Source organism: Sphingobacterium sp. IITKGP-BTPF85, from assembly GCF_001006065.1.
Taxonomy (GTDB): domain Bacteria; phylum Bacteroidota; class Bacteroidia; order Sphingobacteriales; family Sphingobacteriaceae; genus Sphingobacterium; species Sphingobacterium anhuiense.
The window spans coordinates 14,087-33,148 of sequence record NZ_ASZT02000007.1; the positions used below are offsets into that span (position 1 = coordinate 14,087).

The following is a 19,062-nucleotide window of genomic DNA, read 5'->3' on the forward strand; positions in this document are numbered from 1 at the left end:
GAAATCAATTGATAATGGTCAAAGAACAGGCGTTGCAAGCAAAAGAACTCGAAGAGTTGAAGACACGTTTCTTTACTAATGTAAGCCACGAGTTCAGAACGCCGATCAGTTTAATTTTAACCCCATCAGAGCAGCTTCTAAAAGAAGAAACAGATCTGCATAAAAAAGAAAATTTAAGGCTGATCAATAAAAATGCATCTCGTCTATTGATTTTGGTCAATCAATTGCTGGATTTTCGAAAATTGGAAAAAAACCAGCTTAGCCGTATGGACGAATATGGCGATTTAATCCTTTTTACTAAAGAACAGATTGAGCCTTTTTCCAATTGGCCGAAGTCAATTCGCTCTGCATCGAGGTAATATATAACCGCGATCATTATCTCGGTAATTTTGACAAAGGAAAATTGGAAAGTATCCTGTTCAACCTATTGTCCAATGCCATTAAGTTCAGTAGATCGGGAGGTACAATACATATCACGAGCACAATTAAGGAACAAAACGATGACCTCGATATATGGCGATTAGAGATTAAAGACCAAAGTCCCGGGATACCGGAAGAATATCAAAATCGGATATTTGATCGTTATTTTCAATATGATATAAACAGTGGCCGTTTAAATCAAGGTACAGGTATTGGATTAGCCATTGTGAAAGAATATGTCGAGTTTCTAAACGGAAATATTTCCGTTCAGAGCAAAGTCGGAGAAGGATCATGTTTTGTGGTTGAAATACCGATTGAAGCGATTTCGGAAACATCAGCACTCCCAGAGAAACAAATCAACAAGAGAAATCAGATTTTGCTGATTGAAGATCATGTCGAGTTTTTAGAATATTTGAAAAGAAATTTAAACGATGAATACTTAGTTGATGGTGTCTGTACCGTAAAGGAAGCAAAAGACCATCTGACAATAAAGGAGTATGATTTAGTGATTGCCGATATTCAGCTTGCTGGTGAAAGCGGTATCGATTTTTGTATGTATCTAAAATCATCAGAACGTTACCGACATATTCCTGTCATTATGGTAACCGCTGTGCTGGATCAAAAAATACAGCTGCAGGCACTTCGTGCAGGGGCTTCAGATTATATTCTAAAACCATTTAATTTTGAATTGCTGAAATCTAAAATCGCCAGTGTTCTGGATCAAAAATCATCCCTGGTCAAAAAATACAAAAAGCAAATCGCAATCGAACTCAGCCAACCAGAAGTTGAGTCTGCCGACGAGAAGTTTATCCGCGAATTCATTCTTGAAGTCGAACGAGATTTGTCAGACTCGACCTTGTCGGTTGAAATATTAGCCGGAAACATGCACATGACCAGGGTAGGACTTTATAAAAAGATATTAGCCATTACCGGATACTCACCAACAGAATACATCAGGCATATCCGTTTAAAAAGAGCGATGCACCTGATACAACATTCCAGTTTATCGCTTTCCGAGATTGCGTATGAAGTTGGTTTTAGTAATCCCAAACAATTTACGAAATACTTTAAAGCTACTTTTGGATTTTTACCATCCTATTATTGTAAAAGTCTGTAAATTAAATTATTGTGATTTATTGATGATCTCTGCAGATCTCACCAGTTAACATTAGATACCCTAATTGTTAACATAACACCCCCTCCTGGAAATAACTACTGCGCTATATTTGATCCTACCAATCATAAGGTAAAAGGGAATAACCAAAATTAAACCAGTAATTATTTATATATGCAAAACCTAAAGTTTGCTCTGAGCGGTATTATGCTTTTTGCACTTGTCCATAATGGAAATGCGCAAGTGAATAAATCCAATTTTATAAAAACCCAATCAGGTGTCAAGGTCAGTTTCAAGGGATCTGAAAGTGCCATTGATCAAGATGTTTATCTGGATGTGATCACGGATAAAATCATCCGCGTCACTGCACTTCCTTATGGAGATCCATTTCCATCACAAGCAAGTTTGGTGGTCGTCGATTCTTTGCAACGTCAGCTCAAATCCTTTCATGTACAACCAACAGATTCGACGATCAACTTAACAACATCGGATCTTATCGCTAAAGTTTCTTTGGTGAGCGGGAAAGTCGAATTTTTTGATTTATCAGGTAAGAGAATTTTTAGTGAATCAAAAAGAAATGCCGATGCATTCATTCCCGACAGCTATAATGGAGATCCTTTTTATCGATTAAATCAAGATTTTATTGTAGACACCGCTGAGGGTATATTTGGACTAGGTCAGCATCAAAATGCGATTATGAACTACAATCGCGGTAAACAGGTGACTCTGTTGCAATATAATACCGAAATTGGAATTCCTTTTTTAGTTTCGACAAACAATTATGGGCTTTTATGGCACAACTATTCCATCACCAAAGCTGGAGATACACGTGCTTTTCTGCCCCTAAATGCGTTTAAATTAACTTCGAAAGAGGGCGAGCAAGGGTGGTTGACAGCAACCTATGTGAATAAGCATAAAGATGACGAAGTTTTCCTGTCACGTCCCGAATCAATTATCGAATATAGTTACCTAACTGATCAGCATAAGTTTCCCAAAGATGTCAAACTCGTAGACAGTAAAGTTATCTACGAAGGCCGTATATCTTCTCCCTATTCAGGAAAACATGTGCTCCATTTTAAATACTCGGGTTACATGAAAGTGTGGATTGATGGACAATTGGTCGCTGATCGGTGGAGACAATCCTGGAATGCAGGAACCTTTGAAATTGAACAGCAATTTAAACGAGAAGAGGATCATGATATTCGTATCGAATGGTTGCCAGATGGGGGAGAATCTTATTTTACTTTAAATTGGCAAAGCCCTATTCCAGAGCAGCGTAAAAATGTGTTTTCTTTTAACTCTGAAGCCGGTGATGCGATTGATTATTACTTTGTACATGGTCAATCGATGGATGAAGTCGTTTCTGGATATCGCCACGTGTCAGGAAAAGCACCGATTATGCCACTATGGAGTTTTGGTTATTGGCAAAGTCGCGAACGGTATAAAACGCAAGCGGAGATTGAAAGTGTCGCAACAGAATTTCGAAACCGAAAAATTCCCATCGACAATATCGTACAAGATTGGTCATATTGGTCAGAGCACGACTGGGGAAGCCAGCAGTTTGATAAGACGCGATTCCCTGATCCAGCAGGGATGATCAAAAGATTACATGATCAAAATTATAAGTTGATGATTTCGGCATGGCCTAAGATCAATGAAGAATCTAGCGTCTACAAACAGTTCAGCGACAATAAATGGATTTACACCAGAAATATTTATGACGGACGGAAAGACTGGATCGGAAAAGGATATACATCGACTTTTTATGATCCCTTCAATAAAGGAGCACGCGATGGATTTTGGCAATTATTAGACAAAAATCTTTTTCAAATTGGCGTCGATGCCTGGTGGATGGATGCCAGTGAACCTGATATACATTCAAATATCGATCTGAATGAACGCAAATCTGTCTTTCAGCCAAATATCGGATCATCAGTCCGCTATTACAATGCATTTCCACTTCAAAATGCGAAAGGAATCTATGAGGGACAGCGCGAAACAGATCCCAATAAACGCGTATTTATTTTGACACGTTCCTATTTTGCGGGCCAGCAGCGCTATGCGGCAGCAGCATGGAGTGGCGATATAGCTTCAAGATGGCATGATATGAAGGATCAGATTGCTGCTGGAATCAACTTCTCAATGTCTGGTACGCCTTACTGGACGATGGATGCCGGTGGCTTTTTAGTAGAGAATAGATTTCATAAGCCCAATCCTGTAGATCAGGAAGAATGGCGCGAAATGAATGCCAGATGGTATCAGTATGGCACTTTCCTGCCTATATTCCGCGCGCATGGTCAATTTCCATTTCGCGAACCTTTTAATATAGCGCCAGAAGATCATCCTGCATATAAAAGCATGGTTTATTACATCAATCTGCGCTATAAACTTCTGGCTTACAATTACAGCATAGCTGCAAAGACATTTTTTGAAGACTACTCGATGATTCGTGGATTGGCAATGGACTTTCCCAAAGATCAGAAGGGGTTTAATATTAATGACCAGTACCTGTGGGGACCATCCTTATTGATCAGCCCAGTGACAGAAATGGGAGCCACTTCGAGAGTCATTCATTTACCCGAAGGAAGAGATTGGTACAATTTCTATACGGGCAAAATGAGTCAGGGAGGACAAGATATCACAGCAGAAGCTGCTTATGAGCGTATGCCCGTATTTGTAAAAGCAGGATCAATATTGCCAGTAGGCAGAACCATTCAGTTTACAACTGAGCAAAAACAAGATCTGATCAACCTGTATGTTTACGATGGTGCCGATGGTGAATTTACGCTATATGAAGATGAAGGAATCAATTATAATTACGAGAAAGGACAATATAGCCGTATCGATATGACCTATGACAACAGCACAAAAACGCTCGTGTTAGCAGACCGTGCTGGTTCGTTTGCTGGTATGCTAAAGGATCGAAAATTCAATATCATTTTTGTTGATCCTGCTCACGGCGCCGGTATTGATATACAGGCCAAAAAATCAAAGATGATTTCTTATTCCGGAAAAACACTACAGGTTAAATTAAAATAAATACAACCGATTTTAAATTTTAAATTATATGATAAGTAAGCAATTGTTTAAAAAGGGAATTGCCGTCGTCGTCATGACGGGCATGACCTCAGTTGTCTGTGCACAATCCTTTTCGGGATCAGTAGTTTCTGCTGATTCCAACTTGCCAATCGGGGGCGCAAGTATTAAAGTGAAAAATCAGGCAACCTCAACAAGTAGTAATGAATCTGGGAAATTTTCCATACCTGCAGCAAAAGGAACGATCTTGGTCATTTCCTATGTCGGCTATAAAACAGAAGAAATTGCTGCCTCAGGTACAGATCTGGTCATTCGTCTACAACCATTGGTATCCGATCTGGATGAGGTGGTCGTCATTGGCTATGGTGTACAAAAAAAGAAATTAAATACAGGAGCAAATCTTAAAGTAGAAGGCGAAGATCTGCAAAAACGTAATCAGCTCAATCCGCTACAGGCACTTCAAGGACAGGCACCGGGTGTATCCATCACATCGACCTCAGGGCAACCGGGAGCAGACATGAAAGTTGTCGTTCGCGGTTTAGGTACAATAGGCAACTCCGGACCATTATATGTGATAGATGGTGTGCCGGGCGGAGATATTTCGGTGTTAAATGCGGCAGATATTCAGTCGATAGATGTCTTAAAAGATGCTGCATCTGCTGCCATTTACGGATCTCAGGCCGCAAACGGGGTTGTTTTAGTGACCACAAAAATGGGTTCCGCCGGTAAAAGTATCTTGTCATTTGATGGCTTTACCGGAATTCAGAATGTAGCCCGAAAAGCAAAACTATTGAATGCCGACCAGTATAAAGTCATCATGAATGAACAGTCGCTTAATTCTGGGGCATCCGTTATCAATTTTGATGGTATGGAAGGTTTAGCCAATACCAGTTGGTTGGACCACATGTTTAAAGACAATGCCCGGATGGATAACTATAATATTGGATTAACCGGTGGATCGGAAAAGTCAACCTATGCGATGTCCTTAAATTATGTTGCGCAAGAAGGGATTGTTGGGGGCAAGGATGTTTCCAACTACGAACGCTATGGCTTCCGCAGTAATTCGGAACATAAATTATTGAATAACTTTCTAAAAATAGGACAGCATCTCAATTTCAACTACATAAAAAATAGAGGTGTAAGTGTTGGCGATCAGTACAGCAATACGCTACGTGGCGCATTTAGCACATCGCCATTGTCTCCCGTCTATTCGGACAATGGTCTTTTTGGAAGTCCATTTAATGATTCTTCCAATTCGCCTTGGTACAATGGAGACGGTAATCCCTATGGTAGTATGATGACCAATTCCAATAATAGCAATGATGGTCAGAAACTGCTGGCCGATGTTTTTGCTGAAATTGAACCAATCAAGGGTTTGAAAGTCAGGTCGCTGTTGGGATTCAATTATTATGCATCCGAATACAGAAGCTTTACGCCCATGTACCGCTTTTCAATTTACACCTACAACGAAGATCATACGACAACTTCTCAGAACATGAGCAAAGGTCATACGCTGACCTGGACCAATACAGCATCCTATGATTTTAGTATCAATAGCGATCACCGGTTTTCAGCTATGGTGGGTATGGAATCATTGCGTTATCAAGGAACATATCTATCTGCTTCCAATTGGAATCTATTATCGCAGTTCAATGATTTTTCGCATGCTTACTTGGATAATACCACAGGTCAGGCGCACTTAGATGAGAAAGGTAATGTTGTAGAAACCCGCACAGTGGCTGGTAAACCGGAGAATATTACCCGCAGGGTATCTTATTTTGGACGTATGGGTTATAATTACAAAGAGAAGTATCTTTTAAATGCAACCCTAAGAGCCGATGCCTCATCCAAATTCTCCAAAGACAACCGTTGGGGTTATTTTCCTTCGGTATCTGCCGGATGGGTGATCTCTTCTGAAGATTTTTTTCAAGACAACTTAAGTGCGATAAACTTTTTTAAACTTCGAGCATCATGGGGTCAGGTAGGTAACCAAGATATCGATGATTTTCAGTACGCTTCGCCGATAAGTACTTCAACGGGTATCACTTCTGGCAACCCCGGAGCGCACTATGTATTTGGAACAAGCAATAACAATATCGCTGGAGCTTATCCAAGCCGGTTATCTAATCCATACCTGACATGGGAAACTTCCGAGCAGACCAATATTGGTATAGACGCAAAATTTAGCAATAATCGTTTGGACATTGTTACCGATTTCTATATAAAAACAACTAAAGACTGGTTGGTTACGGCGCCCGTACTGGCCACAACAGGTACAAGGCCACCTTTTATCAATGGTGGAGACGTCAAGAATACAGGGTTGAACTTGCGGTCAATTGGTCTGACCGCGTCAATGAACTGAAATATAACTTTGGTGTCAATGGTGCTTATAACAAAAATAAAGTTGGTCAGATTCCGACTGAAGACGGTATTATTCATGGTCGAACAGCTATGCTTTATGACAACTCCGAAGAGTTTTATCGTGCCGAAAACGGTCAGCCGATTGGATATTTTTGGGGATATAAAACCGATGGCTTATTTCAAAACCAAGCCGAAATTGATGCATGGAGAGATGCCGGAAAGGGTGTTCTACAGGCAGACGTACGACCAGGTGATGTCAGGTATGTAGACCAAAATGGCGATGGTGTTATAAATGCAACCGATAAAGTAAATCTCGGTGTAGGTATGCCAAGTTTTACTTATGGATTTAATCTAGGCTTAGATTATAAAGGAATTGATTTTTCAATACAGGCCTATGGATCAGTAGGAAACAAGATCGTACAGTCCTATCGCAACCACGCGAACAAACAAGGAAACTACACCACACGGATCTTGGACAGATGGACTGGTGAAGGCACTTCCAATACCATACCAAGGGTTACCGAAACTAATGTCAACTGGCAATTCTCCGATCTCTACCTGCAAGATGGCGATTTTCTGCGCATCAGTAACATTACATTGGGTTATGATCTATCCAAAGTTCTCCGCTGGAAATTCACCAATCAGATCCGCTTCTACGTACAGGGTCAAAATCTATTCACGTTCACCAAATACGACGGTATGGATCCCGAAATCGGTTACGGCACAGATGGTTGGGTTTCAGGTATAGACTTAGGTTATTATCCACGACCTAAAAGTGTCTTGTTCGGTCTAAACGTTAAATTTTAAACACTAAAAATCATGAATAAATCTCATTTCATATACAGTTCTTTTTTAATGTCGGCCTTACTGTTCAACTCTTGTTCTTCCAGTTTTCTCGATGTCGAGCCAATGACAAGTGTTTTAGAAAGTAATTTCTATAAAACAGTAGCCGATGCAGATATGGCCTTAGTGGGTTGTTACGATGGTTATCAGCGTACTGTATCCAATGGTAGTCAGTCCTTTTATTTAACAGCTGAGGTTGCCGCAGACCAGTGTTTTGGCGGTACAGGTACCACAGATGGGCGTGCGTTTCAAGCGATCGATCGATTTGATATTTCAGAATCCTCTTCGGATAACAATATTTTTGATGGTACCTGGTCAGATTATTATGCCGGTATTTTTAGAACGAATACGCTTTTGGGTAAATTGGATGGGACAGACTTTGTTAATCAAACCGCTGCTAGAGCAAGGATTGAGGGGGAAACAAAATTTTTACGCGCCTTGATGTACTTTGATCTGGTACGTTTATTTGAAAAAGTCCCTTTGCTAACGAGTGCTACTAATGAAAATATACCCCAAGCAGATCCTAAGGATGTATACAAACTGATCGTCGAAGATCTTAAGTTTGCAGCAAGTCATAATCCTGCAGATGCCTATCCAAAATCGGCAGCAGGAACCAATGATGGTCGGGCAACGCCTTTAGCGGCAAAAGCATTATTAGCACGTGTCTATTTATTTTATACCGGATACTATGGTACTGAAGATATAGGTGTCACTAAAGCCGAAGCACTCGCCGGATTAGAAGATGTGATCAGCAGTGGGCAGTTTGCTTTAGTACAAAACTTCAGCGCGCTATGGCCGGCAGCGAGTTATGTTCCCAACAAAACCAACAACTCGTTAGATATATCCAAGTATATCGGAAAAGGGAATTCAGAAGTGGTATTTGCACAGAAGTTCAATAATACCTCCAACTATAATGGTTATGTCGATGGCAATCGCTGGGTCGTTTTCTTAGGACTAAGGGGTAAAAGCTGGTCTCCTTATGGTCAAGGCTGGGGCGCCTGTACCGTTAGTAAAACTTCTTTAATAAATTTAGTAATAATGATACGCGAAAACAAGCTTCTATCATAGACATCGATGGCGAGGGCATTACTGATTTTGATCTGAGAGATCAACGTGAATATACCGGATATACCGTAAAGAAATATGCGCCAACCGCTTTACCGGACGGAACGACCAATACGGGGGGAGAGAAAGATATGCAGCTTTCTCAAGATCAAGATTATTTTGTGATCCGTTATGCCGATGTATTACTGATGGCTGCAGAGCTGGGTTCGGGCAATGCTCAAAAATATTTTGATGATGTGCGAAAAAGAGCGTACAAAAACAACTTCACAGCTGCCGCTGTATCCAAGGCTGCTATTTTAAGAGAAAGAGAATTTGAGTTTGCCTTCGAAGGAATTCGTTATTGGGACGTTTTAAGACAAGGATTAAATAATGCTGCGGGCATACTGGAAACTTCTGAAGATGTGCTCAGTGGTTCTGTTCCTGAAAAAGTCACCGTTAAAAAAGAGAACTTCTTAAAGACAAGAGGTTTTATGCAGATTCCTAATAAACAGATTACCCTATCGAATGGCGTGCTAAAACAAAATGACGGATGGAATTAGTAAAACCGATCGTTAAATTTTGCTTTGATAAAAATTGTACAAAGATGAAAAATATAGTAAAGTATAGCATCTATTTCTTTATTGGAATAGTTCTGTTTGGAGCCTGTACTCCTGAAAAATATGAATTAGGGGATATCGATATTGCACCGGGCCAGATCGTAGAGGGCGTATCGTATAAAATTGAACATGATGCTTCGAATCCCAATATTATTTATTTGACCAGTTTGGTGGATGCAAAATATACACCCCTGTGGGAGCATCCTCAGGGACGTAGCCAAGATAAAAAGGTTACCCTGAATATTCCATTCCCTGGAGAATACAAAGTGAAGTTCGGTGTTGAAACCCGCGGTGGTATTGTATATGGAGAACCTGCCACTTTTAAGGTAGAGGATATGTATGCCGAGTTTATCAGTGACGAAACCTGGACACTGTTGGCAGGTGGAGCAGGAGAAGAGAAAACCTGGTATCTGGATCTAGATCAAAATGGACTGTCTAGAGTTTTTAAAGGGCCGTTATATTTTTATGGAACAGGAGATTGGTGGGGCAATGTCAACCAGCAAGGAAAGCCTCTTAATAGCGATTCTTGGCTTTGGGATCCCACCTGGAAAGAAAATACCTGGCTTATGCCAGCGGGTGATTATGGAGAAATGACTTTTAATTTAAAAGGAGGTGCCAATATCATTGTCAACCACAATATGCTTGGTAGAGAGCAAAAGGATCCTTTATGATTGATACGGACAAGAAGACGATCCGCATGGTTGATGCAACACCCTTACATGGTAAACCTCAAGATGGTATCGTGGTCGATTGGGGCGATGTTCGCATTATGTCGTTGAATGAAAATACCATGCAACTGGCCGTTTTACGAGATCCTGTTCTTTCGCAAGAAGGTGCCGCCATGTTGACCTATAATTTTATTAGTAAAGCTTATCGGGAAAGTTTAGAATCGAGCGATTAAAAATGGGAATTGCTTATTTTAATTTTTCCAAAACAACACATACGGAAAAACGTAAATCAAGATTGTTTGATCTTGCCATGCTACAATCTACTGCGCATCCGTTTAGCAAAATTTTTCAATCTAGAGATAGATTGATCGTAGTATCAATAGTTATTATAAAATAAAAGGTCTAATGAAAATTAGACCTTTTATTTTGGCGTTTAGGTGCGGTTACAGCAAACAATAGTGCAGAACCATTCGCCAAGATTTACGCGCACGAAGATCCTAATGCTTACCGCATGAGTGAATCGTTCATCAATTTATTGAAAAATACGAATGATCCAAGATTACGATTCATTTCAACTGTTGTAGCAGATCCTGCTATTAAAGTAGATGATTCCCGTTGGTCAAGAGGTGATACCGCTGCGAGTAAACAAGTCGGCATGCCTAATGGTTATGATGAGATAAAAGGAGGAGCGACTTTTATTGAAGACTATCCACTGTATCCTGGAGCAATGAATAAATACTCTGTTGTCAATAGATATACTTATGCTCGTCTAGATGCACCTACATTTTTAGTGACTTATGCAGAAAATCAGCTTTTGTTAGCTGAAGCAGCACATCGAGGATGGATATCTGGTTCAGCTAAAAACTATTATGAAGCAGGAGTCCAAGCTGCGATGAAGCAATTTGTCCAATTTAGTATAGCCGGTATAGATGACGGTGCAATAGCACGTTATTTAACACAAAATCCATTTGTTGAATCTAAGGCATTGGAGCAGATCAATACACAATACTATATTAATACATTTTCGGATGAGTATGAATCTTTTGCTAACTGGAGAAGATCAGGATATCCGGTATTAAAGCAGGTTAATTATATTGGTAATGCAACAAACGGTACCATTCCAAGAAGATTTACCTATCCAACAGAAGAAGGAACAGTCAATGCAACTAATTACCAGCAGGCCGTTAGCCGATTGGATAAAGGAGACCAGATGACATCTCGCGTTTGGTGGGACAAACAATAAAAATTAAAGTATAACGCAACATTTTTGTTGGCCGTTATACTTTAATTGAGATTGATAAAATTTTGAATAGTTATATTTTGAATCCCTGTAGTTGAAATCTAAATATTTATTTAAATAGCGAAAGGAGATCTGTGATTTCAAAACCCTTTAAGCATAGTAAATCTACAATTACAGGACTCATATTATCTATTCGATTTTTTTCTATTATGAGGAGGGTGTACCTTTTTTAGAAATGTAAACTTAAAGCTAAGTTATACTGACGTAAATTGCCCTGAGTAATAAACCCTCTCCCTCCGTAATAATAATGTTTATTAAAAATATTGTCTGCCGTAAAATTGCATTTGAACTTTTTGTATTGATAACTGACCATACCATTAAAAAGTGTATAATCATCTGTGGAAAAACTTCCAGCTTTTTTGCTGTTGATTATTAAATCCTGTCCGATATAATTTCCTCCAATACCTGCCGTCCATTTGTTATCACCATCTACTGGAAATTGGTAATTTGCATACCATGTAGCTGACCATTTAGGTCCTGCATTAACTGGCCTTAGACCTTTTGTTGCATCTTCTGCTTCTGTTATTTTACTGTCATTGTAAGCAGCTCCGCCATGTAAATATAAATTTTTTATAGGTTCCGTCTGGATGTCGATTTCTACTCCACGGCTATACTGCCTACCACCTTGTATATATTTTGTAGCATCGTTTTGATCTGCCATAACAGTATTGCGGATATTAATATCGTAATAACTTACTGTCGCTTCCAACAACTGATGCAGGGAAGAAATTTTTAGACCTGATTCCCACTGGCTACCGTACTGCGGTTTGAAACTGTACAATATACCGTTGATGCTTGTGGGCGCAATGTTTTGGAAACCACTCATGTAGTTGCCAAATAAAGTAAATACTTTAGGTATGAACTGATAAGTAAAACCGATCTTAGGTGTTACAGATGTTTGATTAAATGCACCCGTAGTGGTCTGTGATACTAAATCTTTCGTACCACTATTTATTAATCGGTCATATCTGACACTTAACATGATTGATAGCGCATCAAATGGTTTAAGGACATTTGAAACATAGGCAGCATACGTATTTTGAGGTGCTATTGTGTGACTTGGTTGCTTAGAAATAACCAATTTATTAATAAGATCTACATTAAATAAGTTTGCCGATAAAGAAGGGTTTCTAATAGAAACTGTATCTATGTATCCAGCATTTTTATAGTTTGCTGTATAATTGTAATGATAATAGTCAAGACCTATTAGGAGTTTATTGTACCAATTACCAATACTGAAATTGCCAATGAAATTTTGTTGTACTTGGTGGTTAGTGATATCTTCCGCATCATAACGTAATACTCTTCTTGCTACTGAATTATTATCATTGGTCAATAAGTTGGTTTGGTAATCACCGCTTGAAGTGCCATAAGTTGTGGCAACGTTCGTTTCTGATTGCCACTTATCAGATATTAAGTAAGTCACTTTACCATAAAGATTAATAGATGTTGTTTTCCATAATATGCTATTATCTGTATACGATCTATTGTAGTCAAGCATTAAATTTCTTGAATTTTCTATATTCACTAATTTTCCATTTAATTTAGGATTTCCCGGAGTAAATAATGGATTATTGGTCGCTTCTTTCCTTAAAAACTCAGCTTCAAGTTTTACTTTTAACTTGGTATTTATTTGATAGTTAAAGCTTGGAGATAAAAATATGTTTTTATTTAAACCTTGATCTTGGAAGCTTTTTCTGTTTACATAGGTGCCGAACATTCTGAATAGCAGATTATGGCTGGAGTCTAAAACAGTATTGACATCCAAACTTGCACGCTGAAAATTATTATTTCCTGCTGTAAGTGAGAAATTGGTAAAAGTACTGTCTACGGGAACATATGTAACCACATTGATGAGTCCTCCAAAAACCATATTAGCGCCTCCAAATAAGGTGCCGCTAGGCCCTTTGACCACGTCTAACTGTTGTATGTTGCTATTATCATCGCTATATTGTAAATAAGCATTTAGGCCATTTCTAAAATTACTTCTAGTTCTAAAACCGCGGATTGAAAAATTGGGAGCTAGTCCCGCCCAGCTTGGCGTCACTCCGGTTGCATTAGACAGCATAGCTGTTTGTGTATAATAATTTCTATTCTGCGTAAGTTTTATTCCCACGCTCGTCGTTACTTGTGGATTTCATGATCATGAATATTTAAACGTGCAGTCTGAAAGCTAGACCTGTCTTTATCACTGATACGGCCTTTCACATATGCGGAATCTAACCGGTTTAATTTAAGGGAGTCTGTAGTTTGTGCGGTTACTCTACAGGTAAAAAGGAAAGAGACGATTGCATGGGTTAAGAAGAGTTTAAAATATATTGGACGTAAAGACATGAGTTACGGATGTTGAATTATAAATAGTTGAAAAATTTTGAATACAACTTTTTTAGAGTTGTGTCTATTAGATCAATGTTGGTTTAATATTTTAAATTGTTCGCAGTACGTATCAAAATAGCTGGTCGTGTATTTACCTGAATTTTAACTAATGAATGTGCTAATTTTGAATGTTATAGTGTTGTGCGAAGCACGTATGTGCAATTTTTCCTTCTCGTTAAGGACAAAGCGCTATATCCCTTATCAATAAATTCTATTGAATAAAGGCAACTCCTTTACGATTTTTATTTTTAAGTATTTGAGATAAGAAAATGCGTACCTATAATTAAATTGTACAACTTTTGGTAGCAGACTTTTAGCAAATTTGCTATAAAATATAATTATGTGGTATAGATAGTAGGAGGTCTTAGTAACCGGTTGTAGAGATTTAGTTTCCACAAAGGGACATCAGTAAGTAGTGAATAACTTTGGTCAAAAATTGTAGAAGGACGGTTTTTTTTAATATCGGGAAATAACTATGACAAATTAATAAGGTAGATTTGGAGAAAATTTCTTGAATATCTTTTTCTCTTTGGCCTTCTTTTTTCAAAGCCTTCATCAAAAAACAGTTACCGTTACAGTGCATTGTCACTGTATTTTTATTTACACAATACTTTGCAGCTATTTCGGAACGGTTTGCATAAAAACTCACAACTATAAAAAGTTTGCTTAAGCTCATCATAACGATACAGATCAATAGCAATATTGTTGTGAATGATTTCAAAAGCGATGTGATAATATGTTAAACCGATGCAAATATAATTGATTTTTTTAATCTTTTCAATATATTTGCAACATCATTGCATTAGCAGGCACTTATATGAAGCATTTTTCTTTTTTGATATTTATCCTGATCACTTTTCAATCTTTAAAGGCACAGAAATTAAGTATACGGCGTATTTTAGATCAAGAAAAATCAGTTATAACCGATACTACTTTTCAGTTAACTACTAGAGATAAACGAACTGTACCTATTCCTATCACATTGGTTAGCGGTTCAGAAAAGGGACCTACTTTTACCATTATAGCCGGGATTCATGGAATGGAATATCCGACCATATTGTCGCTATTGCAATTGCGTAAAGAAATAGATCCTAAAAAATTAAAGGGAAATCTAATTATAATTCCAATTGCCAATGTACCATCTTTTTATAGCCGTACTCCATTCGTAAATCCAATGGACGAAAAGAATCTGAATCGGGTTTTTCCAGGTCATCCCAATGGCAGCATTACTGAGGTGATGGCAGATTTTCTTACACGCGAAGTTTTTAGCGCAACAGATGTGCTTTTGGATATGCACGGTGGAGATGTAGGAGAAGATCTTATTCCTTTTATATGTTATTATAATAATGAAGAGTTCAAGGCACAGACTAAAAAGGCTGCTCATCTCAGTGAGATTAGTGGGTTTGATATAATTGTGTCCTATCCCTATATTCTCAATGCTCATCAACCTGCGATTTATGCTTTTAAGCAAGCCGTCAGTCAAGGGATTACTGCATTAAGCATAGAAATTGGAAAACTAGGTTACTGGAATAAAGACGAAGTCTCAAAGACCAATGATGCTATTTACCGTATGCTATTTGCTTTGAAGATGTATGATAAGAAAGATATTAGTCCGACTTCCTTTAAAAAGATCAGGTATACCAAACAAGCATATATTTCGGTTCCTGTTCAAGGTATATTTTATAGCAATATCAAGGCTGGCGACCATGTGCAACGCGATGATGAGATCGGTTTTATCACGGATCTTTTCGGTAATAAGATCAGTACAATTTTGGCACCGGCAACCGGAGTGATTCTTTATAAAATCGGTACGCCCCCTGTCAACATAGGAGAGACGTTATGCTGCATTGGTATTGATGATAATTTTTCAGAATAAGAGTTTGTGAATATTAAGAAAATATATTGTTACTGTTAAAATAAATCAATGCTTTAAATAGCACATTCTTTGAACTTTAGAAAATTATTCAGCAAACTTCTTCACAACCAAACTTTTAATTTATTGCTCATAAACAGAAAAATTAATTGAGAGCCTGCTTAATTAAGTGGAGATCTGTTTTTTTATTGTTTTACTGTTTTAAATAAGTGATTTTTCTTGTTTTTTAGTGTTTGCATTGTATTTTGTATTGTTAATTACGATAATTGCTATAAAATAATGTGTTACATTATACTTTCATATCACTATTTTAAAACAAAAGCTTTATTATGAATAAAAACCTAAAGACAATAGCTTTTATCTCACTATTGTTTATTACTACGGGTACTTACGCTCAGGTAGATAAATACCAATGGAAAGAAGCATCAGAAGGAGGTTATCAATACAAGTATGTTACTAATGATCCCATTCAAACTCGTTTTTACAAATTGAAGAATGGTCTTACGGTAATTCTTAGTCCAGATACAAAAAAGCCCCGTATACAAACTTATATCGCCACTAAGGCCGGAAGTAAGACAGACCCGAAAGACCATACCGGATTAGCTCATTATTTGGAGCATATGTTATTTAAGGGTACTGATAAATTTGGGAGTTTAGATTGGTCAAAAGAAAAACCGCTGTTAGATCAGGTAGACAATCTTTACGAAAAATATAATCATTCCACTAATGATGCCGAGCGTGCCACGATCTATAAAGAAATTGACCGTGTATCTGGCGAAGCCGCTAAATATGCGATTCCCAATGAGTATGATAAACTGATGAGCAGCATGGGCTCTAAGGGTACAAATGCATTTACATCATTTGAGCAAACGGTTTATGTAGAGGATATTCCCAACAATGTTATGGATAAGTATTTAGCTGTACAAGCCGAAAGATTTAGAAATCCTATTCTGAGATTGTTTCATACCGAGCTTGAGTCAGTTTATGAAGAAAAGAATATCAGTCTGGATAATGATAATAGAAAATCAATAGAGGCAATTTTTGCAGCAATGTTTCCTAATAACAATTACGGAAAGCAAACGGTCCTGGGTTCAGTAGAACATCTCAGAAATCCATCTCTGAAAGCAATCCGTCAATATTATGAGACCTATTATGTTCCCAACAACATGGGAATCATTATGTCAGGCGATTTTAATCCGACAGATGTAATCAAGCGTATTGATCATGCTTTTTCATTTATGAAATGTAAACCTGTTCCAGCTTATACTTTTGAAAAAGAACAGCCTATCACGAAGCCGATTTCAAAAACGATTGTAGGTCCATCTTCAGAATATATTTTGATGGGATTCCGCTTTCCGGGTGCAGCTAGTCCCGATGCACAGATCTTAAATCTCATGGCCAATGTGCTTACAAATGGTTCAGCAGGACTGATTGATCTTGATCTTGTGAAATCGCAAAAATTACTAGGTGCAGGAGCATTTCCTTATATTTTGAAGGATTATTCGATGTTGATTCTTCAGGGAAATCCTGGAGTAGGGCAGAGTTTAGAAGATGTTAAAAAACTTTTATTAATGGAGTTGGATAAATTAAAAAGAGGTGATTTTTCAGAAGACCTTCTTACTTCAATTGTCAATAATGAAAAGAAATCACAGATTAAACTGTACGAAAATTATAATCAAACTGCGGAACAGTTGATGTCAGGTTTTACATCAGAACTAGACTGGGCAAACGAACTGGCATATACAGACCGTTTATCCAAGATTACAAAAAAAGACATTGTAAATTTTGCAAATAAATACCTTTCAGATGTCAACTATGTGACCATTCTGAAGGAAAAAGGGCAGGACATGAATGTAGCTAAAGTAGAGAAACCAGCTATTACCCCGATCACTGTAAATAGAAATGTGCAATCTGCATTTTTAAAACAGATCAATGAGATGCCCGAGCAGGATATAAAACCGCAATGGATAAATTTTGAGCAGGATCTTTCAAAATCAAATCTACAAGACTTAGAAGTATTAACCGTTCAGAATAAAAATAACGAACTTTTTAGCCTGACCTATCATTTTGATTTCGGTAAATGGGATAATAAGTTATTGGGTATAGCAGTAGGCTACCTGGAATTTTTGGGTACAAAAGATAAAACAAGCGAGGAATTTAGCAAATTGTTCTATAAGTTGGCTTCAGATTTTTCTGTTTCCTCCGGTAATGAAGAAAGTAGTGTTTCCATCTCTGGCTTGAACAGTAATTTTAAAGAATCTGTAAGTTTATTACAGGATCTTTTACATAACTGTATCGTAGATGATGCCGCATTCAAATCTTATATAGAGCGGTTGAAAAAAGCCAGAGCAAATGCAAAGGAAAGTAAAGCGACTATCATGGAGGGTTTAAAAGCTTATGCACGTTATGGCGAAAAAAATCCTTTTAATTATACGTTCACTGACCAAGAATTAGACGCATTAAATCCTAAGGATCTAGTTGAGGTATTGCATAATTTAGCAAATGCAAAACATCGTATTTTATATTATGGCCCTAAAGCAGTTGCTGATTTAGTGGTGGATTTAAAGCCATTGAAAGATAAAGATGCTTCATATTATTCATTAGAAAAAGGACTAAAATTTGTGGAAAAACCAACAAATGCAAATAAAGTCTTATTTGCACAATATTCAATGAAGCAGGTAGAAGTGTTTTGGCAAAGAAATTCTGGATTATTTGATAAAAATCAGATGCCTACCATCACTTTTTTTAACGGATACTTTGGAGGTGGCATGGGGAGTATTGTTTTTCAGACTCTTCGTGAATCAAAAGCATTAGCATACACAACATATGCTTACTATGGTCAGCCCCAAAAGAAAGCAAACCATGGTATGGTTGGAGCATATATCGGAACACAATCAGATAAATTTAAAGATGCGGTAAGTGGTATGAATGAACTCCTGAATGAGTTGCCTGAGTCTACTGTTGCTATGGAATCTGTAAGAACAAATCTTTTAAAGTCATTAGCTAGCGAACGTGTTACCGGTGCTAGTATCCTTTCCAGTTATTTGGGTGCTCAGCGTTTAGGTCTTACAGATGATTCTCGGAAAGTCATTTATGAAAAAATACCTCAACTTTCTTATATAGATCTCAAAGCTTTTCATACTGAAAATATCAGCCAAAAACCGTACACATATTGTATCGTAGGAGATGAAAAAGACTTAAATGATAGCAATATTGCCAGTCTTGGCGATGTGAAAAAATTAGATCTAAGTGAAATATTTGGGTACTAATAGCGTATCTATGCCGGATACATTTTAGTTTGTAAGGGGACCAAGTTATTTTACGATTCGCTTATGCAGCGTTACATTGCAGGCAATGTAACGCTGCATAAGCGATAAGAAATCATAAAAATCGACACTATAGATTGAATT

At 37.8% G+C, this 19,062-nt stretch carries 12 protein-coding genes and 2 pseudogenes; 12 read left to right on the top strand and 2 right to left on the bottom strand.

Annotated elements, in window-relative coordinates; genetic code table 11:
* Nucleotides 1–14: 14 nt before the first annotated feature.
* From L950_RS02355 to L950_RS02385, 10 genes and pseudogenes are all read left to right on the top strand, one after another.
* Nucleotides 15–359, top strand: a complete 345-nt coding sequence (locus L950_RS02355) for a sensor histidine kinase (RefSeq protein WP_031289076.1) — start codon at nucleotides 15–17, stop codon at nucleotides 357–359.
* On the top strand, nucleotides 326–1,537 hold the full coding sequence (locus L950_RS02360) for an ATP-binding protein (protein ID WP_084825341.1): 1,212 nt from the start codon (nucleotides 326–328) through the stop codon (nucleotides 1,535–1,537). Before L950_RS02355 ends, L950_RS02360 begins: the two co-directional genes overlap by 34 nt.
* Before the next feature lie 171 nt (nucleotides 1,538–1,708).
* Nucleotides 1,709–4,573: a TIM-barrel domain-containing protein gene (locus L950_RS02365; RefSeq protein WP_021191246.1), complete on the top strand. Its 2,865-nt coding sequence runs from the start codon at nucleotides 1,709–1,711 to the stop codon at nucleotides 4,571–4,573.
* Between the two features lie 28 nt (nucleotides 4,574–4,601).
* Nucleotides 4,602–6,932: a SusC/RagA family TonB-linked outer membrane protein gene (locus L950_RS02370; RefSeq protein ID WP_197086177.1), complete on the top strand. Its 2,331-nt coding sequence runs from the start codon at nucleotides 4,602–4,604 to the stop codon at nucleotides 6,930–6,932.
* Between the two features lie 89 nt (nucleotides 6,933–7,021).
* A complete protein-coding gene (locus L950_RS29225; protein ID WP_197086178.1) occupies nucleotides 7,022–7,738 on the top strand; it encodes a hypothetical protein in 717 nt (238 codons plus the stop codon).
* A gap of 12 nt (nucleotides 7,739–7,750) precedes the next feature.
* Nucleotides 7,751–8,842: a RagB/SusD family nutrient uptake outer membrane protein gene (locus L950_RS02375; RefSeq protein WP_197086179.1), complete on the top strand. Its 1,092-nt coding sequence runs from the start codon at nucleotides 7,751–7,753 to the stop codon at nucleotides 8,840–8,842.
* A 32-nt stretch (nucleotides 8,843–8,874) separates the two neighbouring features.
* Nucleotides 8,875–9,378: a RagB/SusD family nutrient uptake outer membrane protein gene (locus tag L950_RS29230; RefSeq protein ID WP_231576797.1), complete on the top strand. Its 504-nt coding sequence runs from the start codon at nucleotides 8,875–8,877 to the stop codon at nucleotides 9,376–9,378.
* 44 nt (nucleotides 9,379–9,422) lie between these two features.
* Nucleotides 9,423–10,106 (top strand): hypothetical protein, encoded by a 684-nt coding sequence (locus L950_RS02380; protein ID WP_156169487.1) that lies wholly within the window; start codon nucleotides 9,423–9,425, stop codon nucleotides 10,104–10,106.
* Nucleotides 10,103–10,336, top strand: coding sequence for a hypothetical protein (locus L950_RS25675; RefSeq protein WP_052764283.1), 234 nt, complete (start codon nucleotides 10,103–10,105; stop codon nucleotides 10,334–10,336). The genes L950_RS02380 and L950_RS25675 overlap by 4 nt, the downstream gene beginning before the upstream one ends.
* A 227-nt stretch (nucleotides 10,337–10,563) precedes the next feature.
* Nucleotides 10,564–11,346: pseudogene (locus L950_RS02385) on the top strand (SusD/RagB family nutrient-binding outer membrane lipoprotein); the annotation flags it as partial.
* Between the two features lie 226 nt (nucleotides 11,347–11,572).
* Here L950_RS02385 and L950_RS02390 read toward each other — a convergent pair.
* The gene (locus L950_RS02390) at nucleotides 11,573–13,276 is read right to left on the bottom strand and encodes a TonB-dependent siderophore receptor (protein ID WP_410528080.1); all 1,704 of its coding nucleotides are present in this window, start codon (nucleotides 13,274–13,276) and stop codon (nucleotides 11,573–11,575) included.
* A gap of 12 nt (nucleotides 13,277–13,288) precedes the next feature.
* Nucleotides 13,289–13,525: pseudogene (locus tag L950_RS37020) on the bottom strand (TonB-dependent receptor plug domain-containing protein); the annotation flags it as partial.
* 1,071 nt (nucleotides 13,526–14,596) lie between these two features.
* Between L950_RS37020 and L950_RS02395 the strand changes: the two are divergent.
* Together L950_RS02395 and L950_RS02400 are read left to right on the top strand one after the other, a co-directional pair.
* Complete coding sequence (locus tag L950_RS02395) at nucleotides 14,597–15,655, top strand: succinylglutamate desuccinylase/aspartoacylase family protein (RefSeq protein WP_021191249.1); 1,059 nt, start codon at nucleotides 14,597–14,599, stop codon at nucleotides 15,653–15,655.
* Between the two features lie 326 nt (nucleotides 15,656–15,981).
* Nucleotides 15,982–18,921, top strand: a complete 2,940-nt coding sequence (locus L950_RS02400) for a M16 family metallopeptidase (RefSeq protein WP_021191250.1) — start codon at nucleotides 15,982–15,984, stop codon at nucleotides 18,919–18,921.
* The last annotated feature ends 141 nt before the right edge of the window (nucleotides 18,922–19,062 follow it).